This window comes from Cupriavidus sp. F041, assembly GCF_057814235.1.
The window spans coordinates 1,918,188-1,932,293 of the sequence record NZ_JBVASY010000002.1 but is presented as its reverse complement, the minus strand read 5'-3'; the positions used below and the strand labels follow the sequence as shown (position 1 = coordinate 1,932,293).

15 protein-coding genes are annotated in these 14,106 nt (G+C 67.2%); 9 read left to right on the top strand and 6 right to left on the bottom strand.

Annotated elements, in window-relative coordinates; genetic code table 11:
- Position 1 precedes the first annotated feature (1 nt).
- From ACZY0R_RS26200 to ACZY0R_RS26180, 5 genes are all read left to right on the top strand, one after another.
- On the top strand, positions 2–826 hold the full coding sequence (locus ACZY0R_RS26200) for an ABC transporter permease (protein WP_488862449.1): 825 nt from the start codon (positions 2–4) through the stop codon (positions 824–826).
- Positions 823–1,587 (top strand): quinoprotein dehydrogenase-associated SoxYZ-like carrier, encoded by a 765-nt coding sequence (locus ACZY0R_RS26195; RefSeq protein ID WP_488862447.1) that lies wholly within the window; start codon positions 823–825, stop codon positions 1,585–1,587. Before ACZY0R_RS26200 ends, ACZY0R_RS26195 begins: the two co-directional genes overlap by 4 nt.
- Positions 1,584–2,516 (top strand): quinoprotein relay system zinc metallohydrolase 1, encoded by a 933-nt coding sequence (locus ACZY0R_RS26190; protein WP_488862445.1) that lies wholly within the window; start codon positions 1,584–1,586, stop codon positions 2,514–2,516. Before ACZY0R_RS26195 ends, ACZY0R_RS26190 begins: the two co-directional genes overlap by 4 nt.
- 193 nt (positions 2,517–2,709) lie before the next feature.
- Positions 2,710–4,452 (top strand): PQQ-dependent methanol/ethanol family dehydrogenase, encoded by a 1,743-nt coding sequence (locus ACZY0R_RS26185; protein ID WP_488862443.1) that lies wholly within the window; start codon positions 2,710–2,712, stop codon positions 4,450–4,452.
- 152 nt (positions 4,453–4,604) lie between these two features.
- The gene (locus ACZY0R_RS26180; protein ID WP_488866179.1) at positions 4,605–4,889 is read left to right on the top strand and encodes a c-type cytochrome; all 285 of its coding nucleotides are present in this window, start codon (positions 4,605–4,607) and stop codon (positions 4,887–4,889) included.
- Between the two features lie 153 nt (positions 4,890–5,042).
- Here the strand turns inward: ACZY0R_RS26180 and pqqE are convergent, their stop codons facing one another.
- From pqqE to pqqA, 5 genes are all read right to left on the bottom strand, one after another.
- Positions 5,043–6,239, bottom strand: a complete 1,197-nt coding sequence (gene pqqE, locus ACZY0R_RS26175; RefSeq protein WP_488862441.1) for a pyrroloquinoline quinone biosynthesis protein PqqE — start codon at positions 6,237–6,239, stop codon at positions 5,043–5,045.
- Positions 6,211–6,483, bottom strand: coding sequence for a pyrroloquinoline quinone biosynthesis peptide chaperone PqqD (pqqD, locus tag ACZY0R_RS26170; protein ID WP_035862268.1), 273 nt, complete (start codon positions 6,481–6,483; stop codon positions 6,211–6,213). The genes pqqE and pqqD overlap by 29 nt, the downstream gene beginning before the upstream one ends.
- Complete coding sequence (gene pqqC / locus ACZY0R_RS26165) at positions 6,480–7,172, bottom strand: pyrroloquinoline-quinone synthase PqqC (RefSeq protein WP_488862439.1); 693 nt, start codon at positions 7,170–7,172, stop codon at positions 6,480–6,482. Before pqqC ends, pqqD begins: the two co-directional genes overlap by 4 nt.
- Positions 7,169–8,086, bottom strand: coding sequence for a pyrroloquinoline quinone biosynthesis protein PqqB (gene pqqB / locus ACZY0R_RS26160; RefSeq protein ID WP_488862437.1), 918 nt, complete (start codon positions 8,084–8,086; stop codon positions 7,169–7,171). Before pqqB ends, pqqC begins: the two co-directional genes overlap by 4 nt.
- A gap of 111 nt (positions 8,087–8,197) precedes the next feature.
- The gene (gene pqqA, locus ACZY0R_RS26155; protein WP_081862055.1) at positions 8,198–8,272 is read right to left on the bottom strand and encodes a pyrroloquinoline quinone precursor peptide PqqA; all 75 of its coding nucleotides are present in this window, start codon (positions 8,270–8,272) and stop codon (positions 8,198–8,200) included.
- Positions 8,273–8,358: 86 nt separating this feature from the next.
- Between pqqA and ACZY0R_RS26150 the strand changes: the two genes are divergently transcribed.
- Both ACZY0R_RS26150 and ACZY0R_RS26145 read left to right on the top strand, forming a co-directional pair.
- A complete protein-coding gene (locus tag ACZY0R_RS26150) occupies positions 8,359–9,288 on the top strand; it encodes an alpha/beta fold hydrolase (RefSeq protein ID WP_488862435.1) in 930 nt (309 codons plus the stop codon).
- A 23-nt stretch (positions 9,289–9,311) separates the two neighbouring features.
- Entirely contained in the window at positions 9,312–10,247 is a 936-nt protein-coding gene (locus ACZY0R_RS26145) for an MBL fold metallo-hydrolase (RefSeq protein WP_488862433.1), read from the top strand.
- A 28-nt stretch (positions 10,248–10,275) separates the two neighbouring features.
- On the opposite strand, the gene ACZY0R_RS26140 is transcribed toward ACZY0R_RS26145, so the two are convergent.
- Positions 10,276–12,321, bottom strand: coding sequence for a sigma-54-dependent Fis family transcriptional regulator (locus ACZY0R_RS26140; RefSeq protein ID WP_488862431.1), 2,046 nt, complete (start codon positions 12,319–12,321; stop codon positions 10,276–10,278).
- Positions 12,322–12,582: 261 nt separating this feature from the next.
- Between ACZY0R_RS26140 and pedF the strand changes: the two genes are divergently transcribed.
- Together pedF and ACZY0R_RS26130 are read left to right on the top strand one after the other, a co-directional pair.
- Positions 12,583–13,062: a cytochrome c-550 PedF gene (pedF, locus tag ACZY0R_RS26135; RefSeq protein ID WP_488862429.1), complete on the top strand. Its 480-nt coding sequence runs from the start codon at positions 12,583–12,585 to the stop codon at positions 13,060–13,062.
- Between the two features lie 77 nt (positions 13,063–13,139).
- Complete coding sequence (locus tag ACZY0R_RS26130; protein ID WP_488862428.1) at positions 13,140–14,033, top strand: substrate-binding periplasmic protein; 894 nt, start codon at positions 13,140–13,142, stop codon at positions 14,031–14,033.
- The last annotated feature ends 73 nt before the right edge of the window (positions 14,034–14,106 follow it).

The following is a 14,106-nucleotide window of genomic DNA, read 5'->3' as shown; positions in this document are numbered from 1 at the left end:
CATGACTACCACCCTGATCCATGCCTGGCGCGCCTTGCGCGCGGTGTCCGGGCGCGAACTGCACAAGTTTTTCCGGCAGCCCGGGCGGCTGTGCTCGTCGCTGGCGAGGCCGCTGCTGTGGCTGCTGGTATTCGCAGCCGGCTTCCAGAACGCGCTCGGCGTCGCCATCGTGCCGCCCTATGACACCTATGTCGAATACAAGGTCTTTGTCACGCCCGGCCTGCTCGCCATGATCGCGCTGTTCAACGGCATGCAGTCCTCGCTGGCGATGGTGTACGACCGCGAGATGGGCGTGATGCGCCTGCTGCTGACCGCGCCGCTGCCCAGGGCCTGGCTGCTCGCCTGCAAGCTGGCCGCCGGCACCTTGCTTTCCTTGCTGCAGATGGTCGCCTTCCTGCTTGTCGCCATGGCCTTCGACGTGACGTTCGCGCCTGCATGCCTCCCCGGGGCGCTGGCGGTGATGGTGCTGGCCGCGCTGATGCTTGGGGCGTTGGGCTTGCTGTTGTCGGTGCATGTGCGGCAACTGGAGAACTTCGCCGGCACCATGAATTTCGTGATCTTCCCGATGTTCTTCATCAGCTCGGCGCTCTATCCGCTCTGGAAGCTGGAGGAGTCCGGCGCCACGGTGGTCTACCAGCTCGCGCGCTTCAATCCCTTTACCCATGCCGTGGAAGCGATCCGCTTCGCCTTGTACGGGCAGGCCGCGCCAGTCAGTCTCGCGGTGGTGGCCGGTTGCACGGCCGTGTTCTTCGCTTTGGCGCTGCTCGGCTACGACCCTCAGCGCGGGATGGCTCGCCGCGTGCGCCAGGCCGGGGGTCCGGCATGAGACATGCCGTGCCGCTGGCAGCTTGCCTGGCGTTGGCCGCAACGGGCGCGTGGGCCTTGGACAGCCGCGATCCGTTGCAGTCGCCGCAATGGCCGCTGGTGCACAAGGAAGCGCTGCGGCAGGCGCCGTACGTGTTCGACAGCCGCGTCAAGGTCACCGGGCCGGCTTTTGCCGAAGATCCGATGCGGGTGCCGATTGCTTTTGATGCGTCGGCGCTCGGCGAGGTGGATCGTATCGTGGTGGCGGTGGACCGCAACCCGATCCGCAAGGTGCTGGAGTTCGAGCCGCTCAGGGTGCGCCCCTCCCTGTCGTTCCGCTTCAAGCTGGAGCAGGCCTCGCCGGTGCGCGTGGCGGCCCGCACGCGGGACGGGGTGTGGCACGTGGGCGGGGTGATGGTGGATGCCAGCGGCGGCGGATGCACGGTGCCGGGCGCTACGCGCCGCGACGGTTCGTGGAGCACCACGCTGAACCGAGTCGAATCGCGCGTGTTTCCCGGCTTCGGCGGCAACGGTGGCCGGGTGCGGCTACGCGTGATGCACCCGATGGACACCGGGCTGGTGGCCGGTATCCCGGCCTTCCATGTGGAGTCGCTGAGCCTGCTCGACGCCACCCGGGAAGCGATGCTGCGCCTGACGCTGTACGAACCGGTTGCCGAGAACCCGATCTTCTCCTTCGACCTGCGCGAGGCCATGGAGCGCGGCATGACGGTGAGCGGGCGCGATAACAACGGCAACCGGTTCGCGGCGCAGGTGACGCCATGAAGCGCGCGCTCGGGATCCTGCTATGGCTGGCAGCGCAGGCGGCGCTGGCGCAGGCAGGGGACTATCGCCTGGCGCCACGCCAGGTCGCCGCCGACGTGTGGCTGCTGGAAGGGGCCAATGCGGATTTCGCGCCGGACAACGGCTGCAACATCATCAACACCGCCTTTATCGATACGGGTGACGGCGTGGTAGTGATCAATACCGGGCCGTCGCGCCAGTACGGCGAGCAGCAGCGCCGTGCCATTGCTTCGGTCACGGCCGCGCCGGTACGGCTGGTGCTCAATCTCAACCTGCATCCGGACTACTTTTTCGGCAACCAGGCCTATGCGGACGTGGGCGGCAGCGCGCTGGCCGGCACCATCGACGGCGCCCGGCGCGAAGGACCTGCTTATGCCGACAACCTCTACCGCCTGTGCGGCAACTGGATGCGCGACACCGAACCGGCGCCGCCGCGCCATGTGTTGACCCCAGGCCGGCGCACGATCGGCCGGCACACCTTCGACCTGATCCGGATGGACGGCCACACCGCCGACGACCTCGTGATAGTGGACCGCGGCGCCGGCGTGGTCTTCGCAGGCGGCGTGGCGTTTCGCGAGCGCGTGCCGACCACACCGCACGCGGATCTCAAGCGCTGGCTGGCCAGCCTGGACCATTTGCAGGCGCTGGTGCGCGACAGCGGCGCGCGGCTGCTGATCCCCAGCCACGGACCGGCGCTCGGCAGCGCGGACTCCATCGCGCAGACACGCGGCTACCTGCAGTGGCTGGACGCCCGCATGACCCAGGCGGCATCCCAGGGCCGCGACCTGGCCGAGGTGCTCGCCATGCCGGTGCCGGACGCTTACGCGCGCTGGGGCGCCATGCCGGCGGAGTACTTGCGCAATGTGACGCACCTCTACCCGGCGTATGAGGATGCCGCGTTGAGACGCTGAGTCCCGGACAGGTGTGCTGTTCAATTCCGCAACAACGGCAACGGAGTGTTCCGCGCTGGTACGCCATCCGGGCATCCACAGGCCGCCGCGGGGCCGGAAGCGGGTGTTTTCCATTGGCATGGGAATTGCCAAGAGTCAGTCTGGTGTGCGTGGCGCACTGGTGAAGATCGACAACAAGAGAGAGGAGCAGACAATGAGGACGTTACGCGTGATGATGGTGCTCGCGGCGACTGCCGCGAGCCTGGCGGCGCAGGCCGCGGTGACCGATGCCATGATCGAGAACGACGCGAAGTCGCCGGGCGACGTGCTGTCGTGGGGGATGGGCCCGCAAGGCCAGCGCTTTTCCACGCTGAACCGCATCAACACCAGGAACGTCAGCCAGCTGGTGCCGGCCTGGTCGTTCTCGTTCGGCGGCGAAAAGCAGCGCGGACAGGAAGCGCAGCCGTTGATTCATGACGGCAAGATGTTCGTGACGGCCTCGTACTCGCGCATCTACGCGCTCGATCTGAAGACCGGCAGCAAGCTCTGGAAATATGAGCATCGCCTGCCCGAAGGCATCATGCCCTGCTGCGACGTGGTCAACCGTGGCGCGGCCCTGTACGACAACCTGGTGATCTTTGGCACGCTCGACGCGCAACTGGTGGCGCTGGACCAGAAGACCGGCAAGGTGGTGTGGAAGGACAAGATCGAGGACTATGCCGCCGGCTATTCCTACACGGCAGCCCCCCTGATCGTCAAAGGCATGGTGCTGACCGGCGTCTCCGGCGGCGAGTTCGGCGTGGTGGGACGGGTCGAGGCACGCGACGCGAAGACCGGGCAACTGGTCTGGTCCAGGCCGGTGGTGGAAGGCCATATGGGCTACAAGTACGACAAGGACGGCAACAAGACCGAAGACGGTGTGACCGGTACCCAGAACGCCAGCTGGCCCGGCGAGACCTGGAAGACCGGCGGCGCGGCCACCTGGCTGGGCGGCACCTATGACCCGAAGACCGGCCTGGCCTACTTCGGTACCGGCAACCCGGGGCCGTGGAACAGCCATATGCGCATGGGCGACAACCTGTATTCGGCCTCGACCGTGGCGCTCGACCCGACCACCGGCAAGATCGTCTGGCATTACCAGAACACGCCGAACGATGGCTGGGATTTCGACGGCGTCAACGAGTTCGTGACCTTCGACCAGGATGGGAAGCGCCTGGGCGGCAAGGCCGACCGCAACGGCTTCTTCTACGTCAATGACGCCACCAACGGCAAGCTGGTGAACGCCTTCCCCTTCGTCAAGAAGATCACCTGGGCCAGCAGCATCGACCTCAAGACCGGGCGCCCCAACATGATCGCGGAAAGCCGGCCGGGCGACCCGGCCGCGGGCAGCGATCCGAAGAAGGGCCAGTCCGTGTTCGCCGCGCCGGGCTTCCTCGGCGGCAAGAACCAGCAGCCGATGGCCTACAGCCCGCAGACCGGCCTGTTCTATGTACCGGCCAATGAATGGGGCATGGATATCTGGAACGAACCCGTGGGCTACAAGAAGGGCGCCGCCTTCCTCGGCGCCGGCTTCACCATCCATCCGCTCAACGAGGACTACATCGGCTCGCTGCGCGCGATCAATCCCAAGACCGGCAAGATCGAGTGGGAGGTCAAGAACTACGCGCCGCTGTGGGGCGGGGTGATGACCACTGCCGGCGGGCTGGTGTTCTGGGGCACGCCGGAGGGCTACCTGAAGGCCGCGGACGCCAAGACCGGCAAGGAACTGTGGAAGTTCCAGACGGGCAGCGGCGTGGTGGCGCCTCCGGTGACCTGGGAGGAGGGCGGCGAGCAGTATGTGGCGGTGGTGTCGGGCTGGGGCGGCGCGGTGCCGCTGTGGGGCGGGGAAGTTGCCAAGCGCGTGAATTTCCTGGAGCAGGGCGGATCGGTGTGGGTGTTCAAGCTGCACAAGAGCTGAACGTTGCCGGACACCATGTAGTGAAGCTGCCCTGTGCGTGCCGGCGTCGCACATCGAAGCCGGCACGCGCAAGGGCTGGTCGATGATCAGAGCATTGGGAAGTAGATATGCGGAAGGCGAAAGGATACCTGTCGTTGACGGCCACCGTGGCGATGGTGCTGTGTGCCGCCCGGGTCGAGGCGGCACCGGATATGCAGGCGCTGGCAGACAAGAGCGGCTGCTTTTCTTGTCACAGTATGAATGCCAAGGTGGTAGGGCCGGGCTTTGCCGAGGTAGCGGCCAAGTACAAGGGAGATGGGGAAGCGCCCGAGCGGCTGGCGAAAAAGATCCGTGAGGGCGGAAAAGGTGTTTGGGGACGGATTCCCATGCCGTCGCACGAGAGTATCAGTGACGCGGATGCCAGGAGGCTGGCGGAGTGGGTGCTGAGTATCGGATGAGCACCGGATGAGCATTGAAAGAGACCGGTGTCAGGCCTGACGGTCGGATAGAAACCGGATACGAAGGAAGGATTCGCAAAGACGCTTCACATCGGCCCGCCCGGCAGCCCAGGCACGGCGTGAAACGTCTTTGCTCTTTTTGTTCTCTATTTCTTACTCCCGTTTTTCGCTACCAGCACAGCCAGCTTCGCTGCTTAGCCTGAGCGAATTCCCATCACTGCGGAAGACCATCCCGCTCTCCCGTCCGCGCGCCTGCACCTCGGCCAGCCTGCCCTGCAGCACGATCTCCGCGACCTTCCCATGGTCTCCCGACCGATCGCAAACCGGATCCGTGGCGGCGGCATCGCCGGTCAGGAGGAACGCCTGGCAACGGCAACCGCCATGGTCTTCCGCCTGAGAATCGCAGGATCGGCAAGGCTCCGGCAGCCAGTGCGTGCCGCGAAAACGCTGGAAGGCATCGCTCTCGCGCCATATCTCACGTAGCGATTGCGTGGTGACGTTCGGCAGCTCAAGCCCGGGCAGCATGCGGGCCGCATGGCAGGGCAGCGCGACGCCGTCGGGCGCCACGCCAAGGAAGGTCGTGCCCCACCCGTTCATGCATTTCTTGGGCCGTTGCTCGAAGTAATCGGGCACCACGAACAGGATCTTGCACCGGTTGCCGATGCGGGCGCGGTATGCCTTCACGACCGCTTCGGCTTCGCGCAGTTGCTCATGCGTGGGCATCAGCGCCTGCCGGTTCTCCCAGGCCCATCCGTAGTACTGGGTGTTGGCCAGTTCCAGGTACTCCGCGCCCATCTCCAGCGCCATCTCGATGATGGCGCCCACATGAGGCAGGTTGTGCCGGTGCAGCACGCAGTTCATCACCATCGGATAACCGTGCGCCTTGATCAGGCGGGCCACGCGTTGCTTCAGGTTGAAGGTACGGGTGCTGGAGAGAAAATCGTTGAGTTCGCGCGTGGAGTCCTGGAACGATAGCTGGATATGGTCGAGCCCGGCAATGCGCAAGGCGGCCAGCCGGGCATCCGTGAGGCCGATGCCGGAGGTGATGAGGTTGGTGTAGAAGCCGAGCCCGTGGGCATGTTCGACCAGTGCTTCCAGGTCTTTGCGCAGCAGGGGTTCGCCGCCCGACAGGCCCAGTTGCACGGCGCCCAGCGCGCGCGCCTGCGTGAAAACGTCGCGCCACCGGGCGGTGTCGAGCTCGGTGTCGTGCCGGGCATAGTCCACCGGGTTGGAGCAGAAGGCGCAGTGGAGCGGGCAGCGGTAGGTGAGTTCCGCCAGCAGCCATAGCGGCGGCCCGGGCGGCGCTATGGCTGCCGGCGGCTCAGACCAGCCAGCCGCGTTCGATGGCATGTTTGACAAAGGCGTGTACCTCCGGTGCGATGCCCTGCACGCCGAAGGCGGACTGCAGGTCGTCGATCAGCATGTCGAGGGTGTGGCTGCCGTCGCAGCGCTGCAGGATGGCGGCGGCGCTGTCGTTGAGCGTGACCATGCCTTCCGGATACAGCAGGATCCAGCTCTGCTGGGCGTCTTCCCACTGCAGGCGGAAGGTCCGGTGCAGCGTGGGCTTGGTCAGGTCGGCTTCGGTCGGGGTCATGGGTGGGCGAGTTGGATGGCGTCGAGCATCGACCACAGGATGTCGAGCTTGAATTGCAGGATGTCCAGTGCGCGCTGCTGCTGCTCCGGCGTGCGGAAGTAGCCGAGCGTCACGCGCAGGCCGTGGTCGACATCGCGCTGCGCAAGCGGAATGCGCGAGCGGAAATAATCCAGGCCTTGCGCTTCGATCCACGGATAGTGCCCGGGCCAGCCGGCCAGGCGCTCCTTGTGGATCTCCGGGGCGAACATCTCGGTCAGCGAGGAGCACACGGCCTCCTGCCAGGGCGCGCGGCGCGCGAAATTCACGTAGGCGTCGACGGCGAAGCGCACACCGGGCAGCACGTGCCGGTGCGACCACAGCGCCTCGCGCTCGAGTCCCACCGCCTGGCCCAGCCGCAGCCAGGCTTCGATGCCCCCTTCCTGGGTCTCGGTGCCGTCATGGTCCAGGATGCGCACGACCCATTCGCGGCGCGTGGCGCGGTCGGGGCAGTTGGAGAGCACTGCAGCGTCCTTGAGCGGGATGCTGGTCTGATAGTAGAAACGGTTGGCCACCCAGGCGCGGATCTGTTCCGGCGTGCATTGCCCGGCCGCCATGCGCAGGTTGAACGGGTGGTGGATGTGATAGCCCGTTTCTTTCGCGCGCAGGCGTGCTTCGAATTCTGCGGCGCTCCATGCCGTGGCTTGCGTCATAGCGTGATCTCCATGCCGTCGTAGGCTACTTCGATGCCGTGGTCCGCCAGCAGGCCGCGTTGCGGCGAGTCGTCCACCAGGATCGGGTTGGTGTTGTTGATGTGGATCAGGATCTTGCGTGCCGCGGGCAGGCGGTCGAGGGTTTCGATCATGCCGCCCGGGCCGGACAGGGCGAGGTGCCCCATGTCCGCCGCGGTCTTGGCGGAGAAGCCAAGCTGCTGCATCTCGTCGTCGCGCCAGCAGGTGCCGTCCACCAGCACCACGTCGGCGCGCTGCAGTTCGTCGAGCACGTGCGGCTCAATGCGGCCCAGCCCGGGCGCATAGAAGGCGCGCCGGCCGGTGGCGGCATCGACGATGCGCAGCCCGATATTGTCGCCACGCTGCGGCGCGTTGCGGTTGGGGGAATAGGGCGGCGCCTTGCTCTCCAGCGGCACCGGCGTCAGCATCACGCCATGGAGCGGCGGCACCGTGAAGGGCGCGTCGTCCAGGGCCAGCGTGCGCGTGTCAAGGCCGCAGTAGTGCGACAGCATGCGTGTCAGCGGGAACGCCGTGCCGAGATCCTGCAGCACCGCCGCGGTGGCGTAGACCGGCAGCGCCTGCCGGTGCTCGCGCAACATCAGGAGGCCGGTGACGTGATCGATCTGCGCATCCATCAGCACCACCCCGGCAATGCCTGTGTCGCGCGGCTGGCGCGCCGGCTGCAGCGGCGGAGCGTGGCGCAGCTGGTCGAGGATGTCGGGGGAGGCGTTGACCAGCACCCAGTCTTGTCCCTCGTCGCTCAAGGCGATCGACGACTGCGTGCGTGGCGTGGCGCGCAGCGTGCCGTTGCGTACGCCATCGCAATTGCGGCAATTGCAGTTCCACTGGGGAAAGCCACCGCCTGCGGCCGATCCCAGGACCCGGAGTATTGTCATGGCACGTATCGATAGGGTTCGTTACGGAGTCGAAGAGCAAAAAGCCCGCCAGCGAGAAAAAAGGCCCGCGGGGGCGGGCCTTGCCAGATCGGGGCGTTCAGGCAAAAGTGCTCAGCGGTTGGCTATGTACATCGTGATCTCAAAACCCAGGCGTAGTTCTTTGTAGGCGGGGGTACTCCAGTTCATGTCTCCTCCTCGGGGGTGGCATAGTTAGTGAATGCATCGCGTCTTCTTGCGGCGAACGTCGCCGCGTTCTTTCCGAGGCAACATCCATGCCCGCAGCGCCGCTGCCGTCCCATTGTTTTTTTCTCCGTACGCGGGATGGCCACCGCATGCACGTGCGGCAGGCTGGCCCGGCCACAGGCGATCCGTGGATGGTGCTTCACGGCGGGCCGGGCGGCGGCTGCAGTCCGTCGATGGCGGCATGGTTCGATCCGCTGCGGCACCGTGTGGTAATGCCTGACCAGCGCGGCGCGGGCCGTTCGCGGCCCGCCGGGACGCTGCGCCGGAATTCGGCGGGCGCGCTGCTGGCAGACCTGGAGCAGTTGCGCGAGTCGCTTGGCGTCCTGCGCTGGAGCGTGGTGGGCGGATCCTGGGGGGCAGCGCTGGCGCTGGCCTATGCCGCGCGCTATCCCGACGCAGTGGCGGCTCTGGTCCTGCGGGGCGCATTCCTGACTGGCCGCGACGATATCCATCGGCTTTTTTCTCCGCGCGGCGGCTTGATGCTGCGGCGCGGCATGGTGAGGGGCGAGCGGTCGGCCGACGCCCGGGCTCGCCTGCTCACTGTGTCGCAAGTGTTGCAAAGTGGTACGACTGTTCAAAAACTGGACACTGCCGGACAGTGGCAGCGCGCCGAACGGCGGATGCTGGGCCTTGGCCAGACACAGCCAGGGCGGCAGCCGTGGCGCGAGCGCATGGCGGCGGTGGACAAATACCGGACCCAGGCGCATTACCTGCGCCGCCGCGCCGGGCTGGGCAAGCCGGCGTTGCTGAAGGCGGCGTCGCAGATCGGTGCGCGCGACGTCCCGGTGACGTTGCTGCATGGCCGTGCCGATAAGGTCTGCCGGCCGGCCAACGCCCTGCGTTTGAAGGCGGTCATGCCCCGGGCGCGGCTGGTCTGGGTGCCCGGCGGGCACTTGCCTGCCGGTGCCATGGCCGAGGCCCTGCGGGCCGCCATCCGCGCGGCGGGCGGCCGGCGGTGACGGATCCCACCCGGCGCGGATTCATGGGCGCCCTGCTGGCGATGGCGCTCGGCGGCGCCGGCCCGGCCGCCGCACTTGGCCGCGTGGTGCTGGCGAGGCTGCAGCCTGGCGTGTACGTGGCCAGCGCAGCCAATGCCGAGGTGGAGCGGGCCAATGCCGGGGAGGTGGTGCCGACCCTGGTCCATGTGACCGGAGCCGGGGTGCTGGTGGTCGACCCGGGCCCGCATTTGGCCTGGGGGAACGGGTTGCTGGCGGCGATCCGGGCCGTGACGCCCGAGCCGGTGCGCTGGGTGGTCAACACCCATGCGCATCCCGAGAACGTGCTGGCCAACGCGGCCTTCGCGCGCTTACGGCCGCGCCCCGCGTTCCTGGCCTCTGCCACCACCGCCAGCCTGATGCGGCAGCGCTGCGAGGCGTGCCTGGCCCGCCTGGCCGCGCAACTGGGGCCAGCCGCGATGCGCGGCACGCGGATCGTGCTGCCGGAACCCGGCTTGCGGCATGGCGATCGCCTGCAGACCGGCGCCACCGCGTGGGAGGTGCATGTCCACGCGGGGGCGCATAGCGCTTCGGATACTGTGCTGCATGCGCCGCAGCGGCGGCTGTTATGCGTGGGCGGCCTGGCCTGCCGCGACCGCGTTCCGGAGATGCAGGAGGCTTCCCTGCAAGGCTGGCGGCGCGCGCTGCGGGCCGTGTCGGCGCTACCCGCCGAACTCGTGGTGGGCACCGCGCCGGGCACGCCGGCGCAAACGCTGGCGCCCACGCTGGCCTACCTGGATGCGTTGGCCGGCGGCGTTGCCGCCGCACTGGAAGCGGGCGGCGATGCGGCGCGCGTGCTCAGCCCGGCGGCCGCCGGGCCGTACCGCCATTGGCGCTACTTCGCTTCGCGCCATCCCTTGAATGTGCAGCACGCCTGGCGCGAACTGGAAGACCTGTGGATGAACGGCGAGCCGCTGGCCTGAGCGCCAGCCGGCGCGCACGCCTGCCGTTTCAGCCATCTTGCTGCGGCAGCGCGTTGGCCTCGTCCAGCTTCCGGTAGACCGTATTGCGTGAGATGCCGAGCGCCTTGGCCGCCGCGGAAATATTGCCGTGGTGCGCCTTGACCGCGGCGACGATGGCCAGCACCTCGACGTCGGCCAGGCGGGTGGGCTGGGCGCGGGGCGCGGCCTCCGCGGCGCGCTCGCCAGCCGGCGCGGCGTCTGCCGCCACCGTGGCGCCGTGCGCGGGGTGGGTGGCCTGGCGCGCCAGCCGGTCTTCCAGGAAATCGTCGGGCAGGTGGTCCTCGGTGATCTCCGCCTCGCCTTCGGCCATCAGGCGCGCGGTGCGCAGCAGGTTGCCAAGCTGGCGGATATTGCCCGGCCAGTGATAGCTGCGGAACATCGCCATCACGGAATCCTTGATGCGCGGTCCGCCGTTTGCCTGGCCCTCGCGCAACAGCTTGTTGGCCACCACATCGAGGTCGGTGCGCTCGCGCAAGGCCGGCAGGCGCACCACGAGGCCGTTCAGGCGGTAGTAAAGGTCTTCCCGGAACAGGCCATTGGCCACCTGCTCGCGCAAATTGCGATTGGTGGCGCAGATCACTGACACGTCGACGTGGATCACCCGGCTGCTGCCCAGCGGCGTGACCGCGCGCTCCTGCAGCGCGCGCAGCATGCGCGCCTGCAGGTGCAACGGCATATCGCCGATTTCATCCAGGAAGAGGGTGCCGCCGTTGGCCAGCAGCATCTTGCCGATGCCGCCCTTCTTGCGGGCGCCGGTAAAGGCGCCTTCTTCGTAGCCGAACAGCTCGGATTCGATCAGCGTCTCGGGTATCGAGGCGCAGTTGACAGCGATGAAAGGCCCGGCATGGCGCGGGCTGTCGGCGTGGATGGCGCGGGCCAGCAGTTCCTTGCCGGTGCCGGTTTCCCCCAGCACCATGACGGGAATATCCTTGCCGATCACTTTGCGCAGCTTGGTGATGACGCCTTTGATCTGGGCGTCGCCGGTGTCCAGGTCGTCCAGCCCGGCGGGGCGCCGGGCCGGTTGCGCGCCCGCACGGCGGGGCAGGGAGGCGGCATCAGGCATGCAGTGCGCCTCTGCGCTGCCATTGTCGATGGCAGCCGCCGGGACGGACACGGCAGGCGCCTTCCACTCGACGCGTGCGCTGACCTTGACGCCACTTGGCAGCGGCAGGTGCACGACGCCCCCCGGGGCCTTTCGCTCGGCGTCGAACAACTGCGACAGCGACAGGCCGAACAGCGAGGAGAAGGTGTGCGCGTGCAAGGCGCCGACCGACATCCCAAGCTGGAACTGCGCGCTGCGGTTGGCCGACAGGAAGCGTCCGCCCGGCGTAAAGGAGGCGATGCCTTCGACCAGGGTGCCGATAAACTCCGCGCGCGAGTGGAAACGCACGCACACCATGTCCTGGAAGGCATTGGCGAACAGCTGGTTCTCGATCATTTGCGCCGACATCCGCACCAGCGCCATGGTGTGCTTGTGGAATCCGCGCTGGTCACCCGTCACATCGAGCGCGCCGACCGTCTTGCCGTAGGCATCGAGGATCGGCATGCAGGAGCACGTGAGGAAGCGGTTGGCCTCCAGGAAATGCTCCGCGCCGTGTACCAGCGTGGCCTTGTTCTCGGCCAGCGCGGTGCCGATGGCGTTGGTGCCCCGGCTTTCCTCGGACCACAGCGCGCCGGGCTGCAAGGCCACCTTGTTGGCCATGGCGAGGAAGTCGTCGTCGCCCAGCGAGTGCAGGATCAGGCCGGCGGCGTCGGTCAGGATCACCATGCTCTGCGTGTTGACGATCTGGTCGTAGAGCGTCTCCATGACCGGCAGCGCGTGGGTGAACAGCGACTGGCTGCGCTCTATCTGCGTTTTCAGCTCGCTTTGCAGCACCGGGCAGAAGTCCGGCGATTCATAGGGCCGCAAGCCATAGGCTTCGGATCGCTGGTGGGCCTGGGCGATCAGGTCTGGCCGGTCGCCCTCCGCCGGGTTGCCCGTTGCCGCCGGCGGGACGCCGGGCACGCGCGGGCCGCCGGCCGCTTGGAAAGTCATTTTTCTGTCTCCTGTGGAAGTCGCCCGCGATCTGTGCACGGGTCGCTCCGGGTCCTGGCGTGGTCGACATGGCCCGAAGTGTTGCTTCATGAAGCAAAACGCTTGCCAGGGTGTTGCATTCCAGGGCACTGGTTTCGGCGTGCTGTGTCACACGCCTGCCATTTGCCGGGGCCTCGTCCGGTTTATGGCCCACTTTGCGCTTGGTATGGCTTTTGCGGAAGTCACCTTCAAAACATAGTTCAACAACTGGAGGTGACACTGATGAAAACACCACGCCGCACACTTGCCCTGATTGCCATCTGCACGCTTCTGGCCGGGGAGCTACCCCAAGCCGCCTCGGCCCATGGGGACGTCACACCGCAAGCAGTGGACACCAAGACACTACCGCAACTCGGCGAAGAATGGCGTCCGGATAATCCATACAGGACCGGCGAAGCGCAGCAGGAAGCACTGCGTATCGGCTCCTCGGCCTACAACCAGAACTGCGCGCGCTGCCATGGGCTGGAAGCGGTGTCGGGCGGCATCGCGCCGGACCTGCGCAAGCTGGACAGCGATTGCGCGTCGCTGGCCAACGCCAAGAAGAAGCAGGAATGCATGGGCGAGGTCTCGCAGTACTTCACCACCACCGTGCGCAAGGGGCGCACGCGAGACGGCCGCGTCTACATGCCGCCGTTCGATGGCGTACTGAGCCAGGAAGCGGTCTGGTCCATCAAGACCTATCTCGAATCGCGCCACGAGTAAGGGCTGCGGGGCCGCCCACGCTTCCCCGCATTCCCGGATTAGCAAACACAAAGATCAAGAAAACCAGGAGACCTCCCATGCGCGCCAGCCCTTTCCGGGACGCCGCTCCCTCCCTGCCGGTCCCCGCCGGCTCCCGTCGCCTGGCCGGCGCACTGCTGGCGCTTGCCGCGCTCGTCTGCGCCCAGCCGTCGCTGGCCGATATGGCCAGGATCCGCCAGAACGGGACCTTGAAGGTGGCCGTCTATAAGAGCCTGCCGCCATTTTCCACGGCAGCGGGCAACCCGTTGCCGGGCATCGACGTGGCGCTGGCTAAGGCCCTGAGCAAGCAGATGGGGCTGTCGGTGTCGCTGCTGCCGTTCGATGCTGACGAGAACATGTCCGATGACCTGCGCAATATGGTGTGGCGTGGCCATTACCTGGGCTATGGCCCGGCGGATGTGATGCTGCATGTGCCGGTGGACCGTGCGTTCATGCGCGCGAACGACAAGGCGCTGATCTTCGCGCCTTATCACCGCGAGATGTTCGTGCTGGTACACGACCGCGAGCGCGTCTCCGAGGTCCGGCAGCTGGAGGATCTGGCCGGCCAGCCTACCGGCGCGGAAGCGGGCTCCGCCGGTGCCAATGCCCTGTTGTCCGGGGCGCAGGGCGCGCTGCGCGACAAGGTGAAGATTTATGCCGGGCCGGACGAAACGCTGCGCGCGCTTTTCGCCGGCGAGATCGCCGCGGCGATGGTCACGCGCTCGCAATACGAAAGCGCGCTCAGGGCGGCCGGCCAGTCCGCCGCGCGCTTCGCCACGGTGGACGTTGCCTCGCCGCTGCTGCCCGCGCGCGGCTGGGCCATCGGCATGGCGGTCAAGGCGGACGAGAGCGAACTCGCGGAGTCACTGCAGAACGCGCTGGACGCGATCCGCCGCAGCGGCGAGCTGCAGCAGATCTTCGCGCAGTACGGTGTGTCGCTGCAGACGCCGTGAGATTCTCCAGCGGTTGGACGTGCGGAACGCAACCGGGCGTCAAGTGGGGCATGGTCCCCTGTCAGGAGCTATG

What these genes read in the sequence shown, in the direction of transcription:
- ACZY0R_RS26200 (WP_488862449.1), top strand. Translation starts at nt 2, where the DNA reads ATGACTACCACCCTGATCCATGCCTGGCGCGCCTTGCGCGCGGTGTCC.
- ACZY0R_RS26140 (WP_488862431.1), bottom strand. Translation starts at nt 12,321, where the DNA reads ATGACTTTCCAAGCGGCCGGCGGCCCGCGCGTGCCCGGCGTCCCGCCG.
- ACZY0R_RS26195 (WP_488862447.1), top strand. Translation starts at nt 823, where the DNA reads ATGAGACATGCCGTGCCGCTGGCAGCTTGCCTGGCGTTGGCCGCAACG.
- pqqB (WP_488862437.1), bottom strand. Translation starts at nt 8,086, where the DNA reads ATGACAATACTCCGGGTCCTGGGATCGGCCGCAGGCGGTGGCTTTCCC.
- pqqD (WP_035862268.1), bottom strand. Translation starts at nt 6,483, where the DNA reads ATGACCCCGACCGAAGCCGACCTGACCAAGCCCACGCTGCACCGGACC.
- ACZY0R_RS26145 (WP_488862433.1), top strand. Translation starts at nt 9,312, where the DNA reads ATGGGCGCCCTGCTGGCGATGGCGCTCGGCGGCGCCGGCCCGGCCGCC.
- ACZY0R_RS26150 (WP_488862435.1), top strand. Translation starts at nt 8,359, where the DNA reads ATGCCCGCAGCGCCGCTGCCGTCCCATTGTTTTTTTCTCCGTACGCGG.
- ACZY0R_RS26185 (WP_488862443.1), top strand. Translation starts at nt 2,710, where the DNA reads ATGAGGACGTTACGCGTGATGATGGTGCTCGCGGCGACTGCCGCGAGC.
- pqqE (WP_488862441.1), bottom strand. Translation starts at nt 6,239, where the DNA reads ATGCCATCGAACGCGGCTGGCTGGTCTGAGCCGCCGGCAGCCATAGCG.
- ACZY0R_RS26180 (WP_488866179.1), top strand. Translation starts at nt 4,605, where the DNA reads ATGGTGCTGTGTGCCGCCCGGGTCGAGGCGGCACCGGATATGCAGGCG.
- pqqC (WP_488862439.1), bottom strand. Translation starts at nt 7,172, where the DNA reads ATGACGCAAGCCACGGCATGGAGCGCCGCAGAATTCGAAGCACGCCTG.
- pedF (WP_488862429.1), top strand. Translation starts at nt 12,583, where the DNA reads ATGAAAACACCACGCCGCACACTTGCCCTGATTGCCATCTGCACGCTT.
- ACZY0R_RS26130 (WP_488862428.1), top strand. Translation starts at nt 13,140, where the DNA reads ATGCGCGCCAGCCCTTTCCGGGACGCCGCTCCCTCCCTGCCGGTCCCC.
- ACZY0R_RS26190 (WP_488862445.1), top strand. Translation starts at nt 1,584, where the DNA reads ATGAAGCGCGCGCTCGGGATCCTGCTATGGCTGGCAGCGCAGGCGGCG.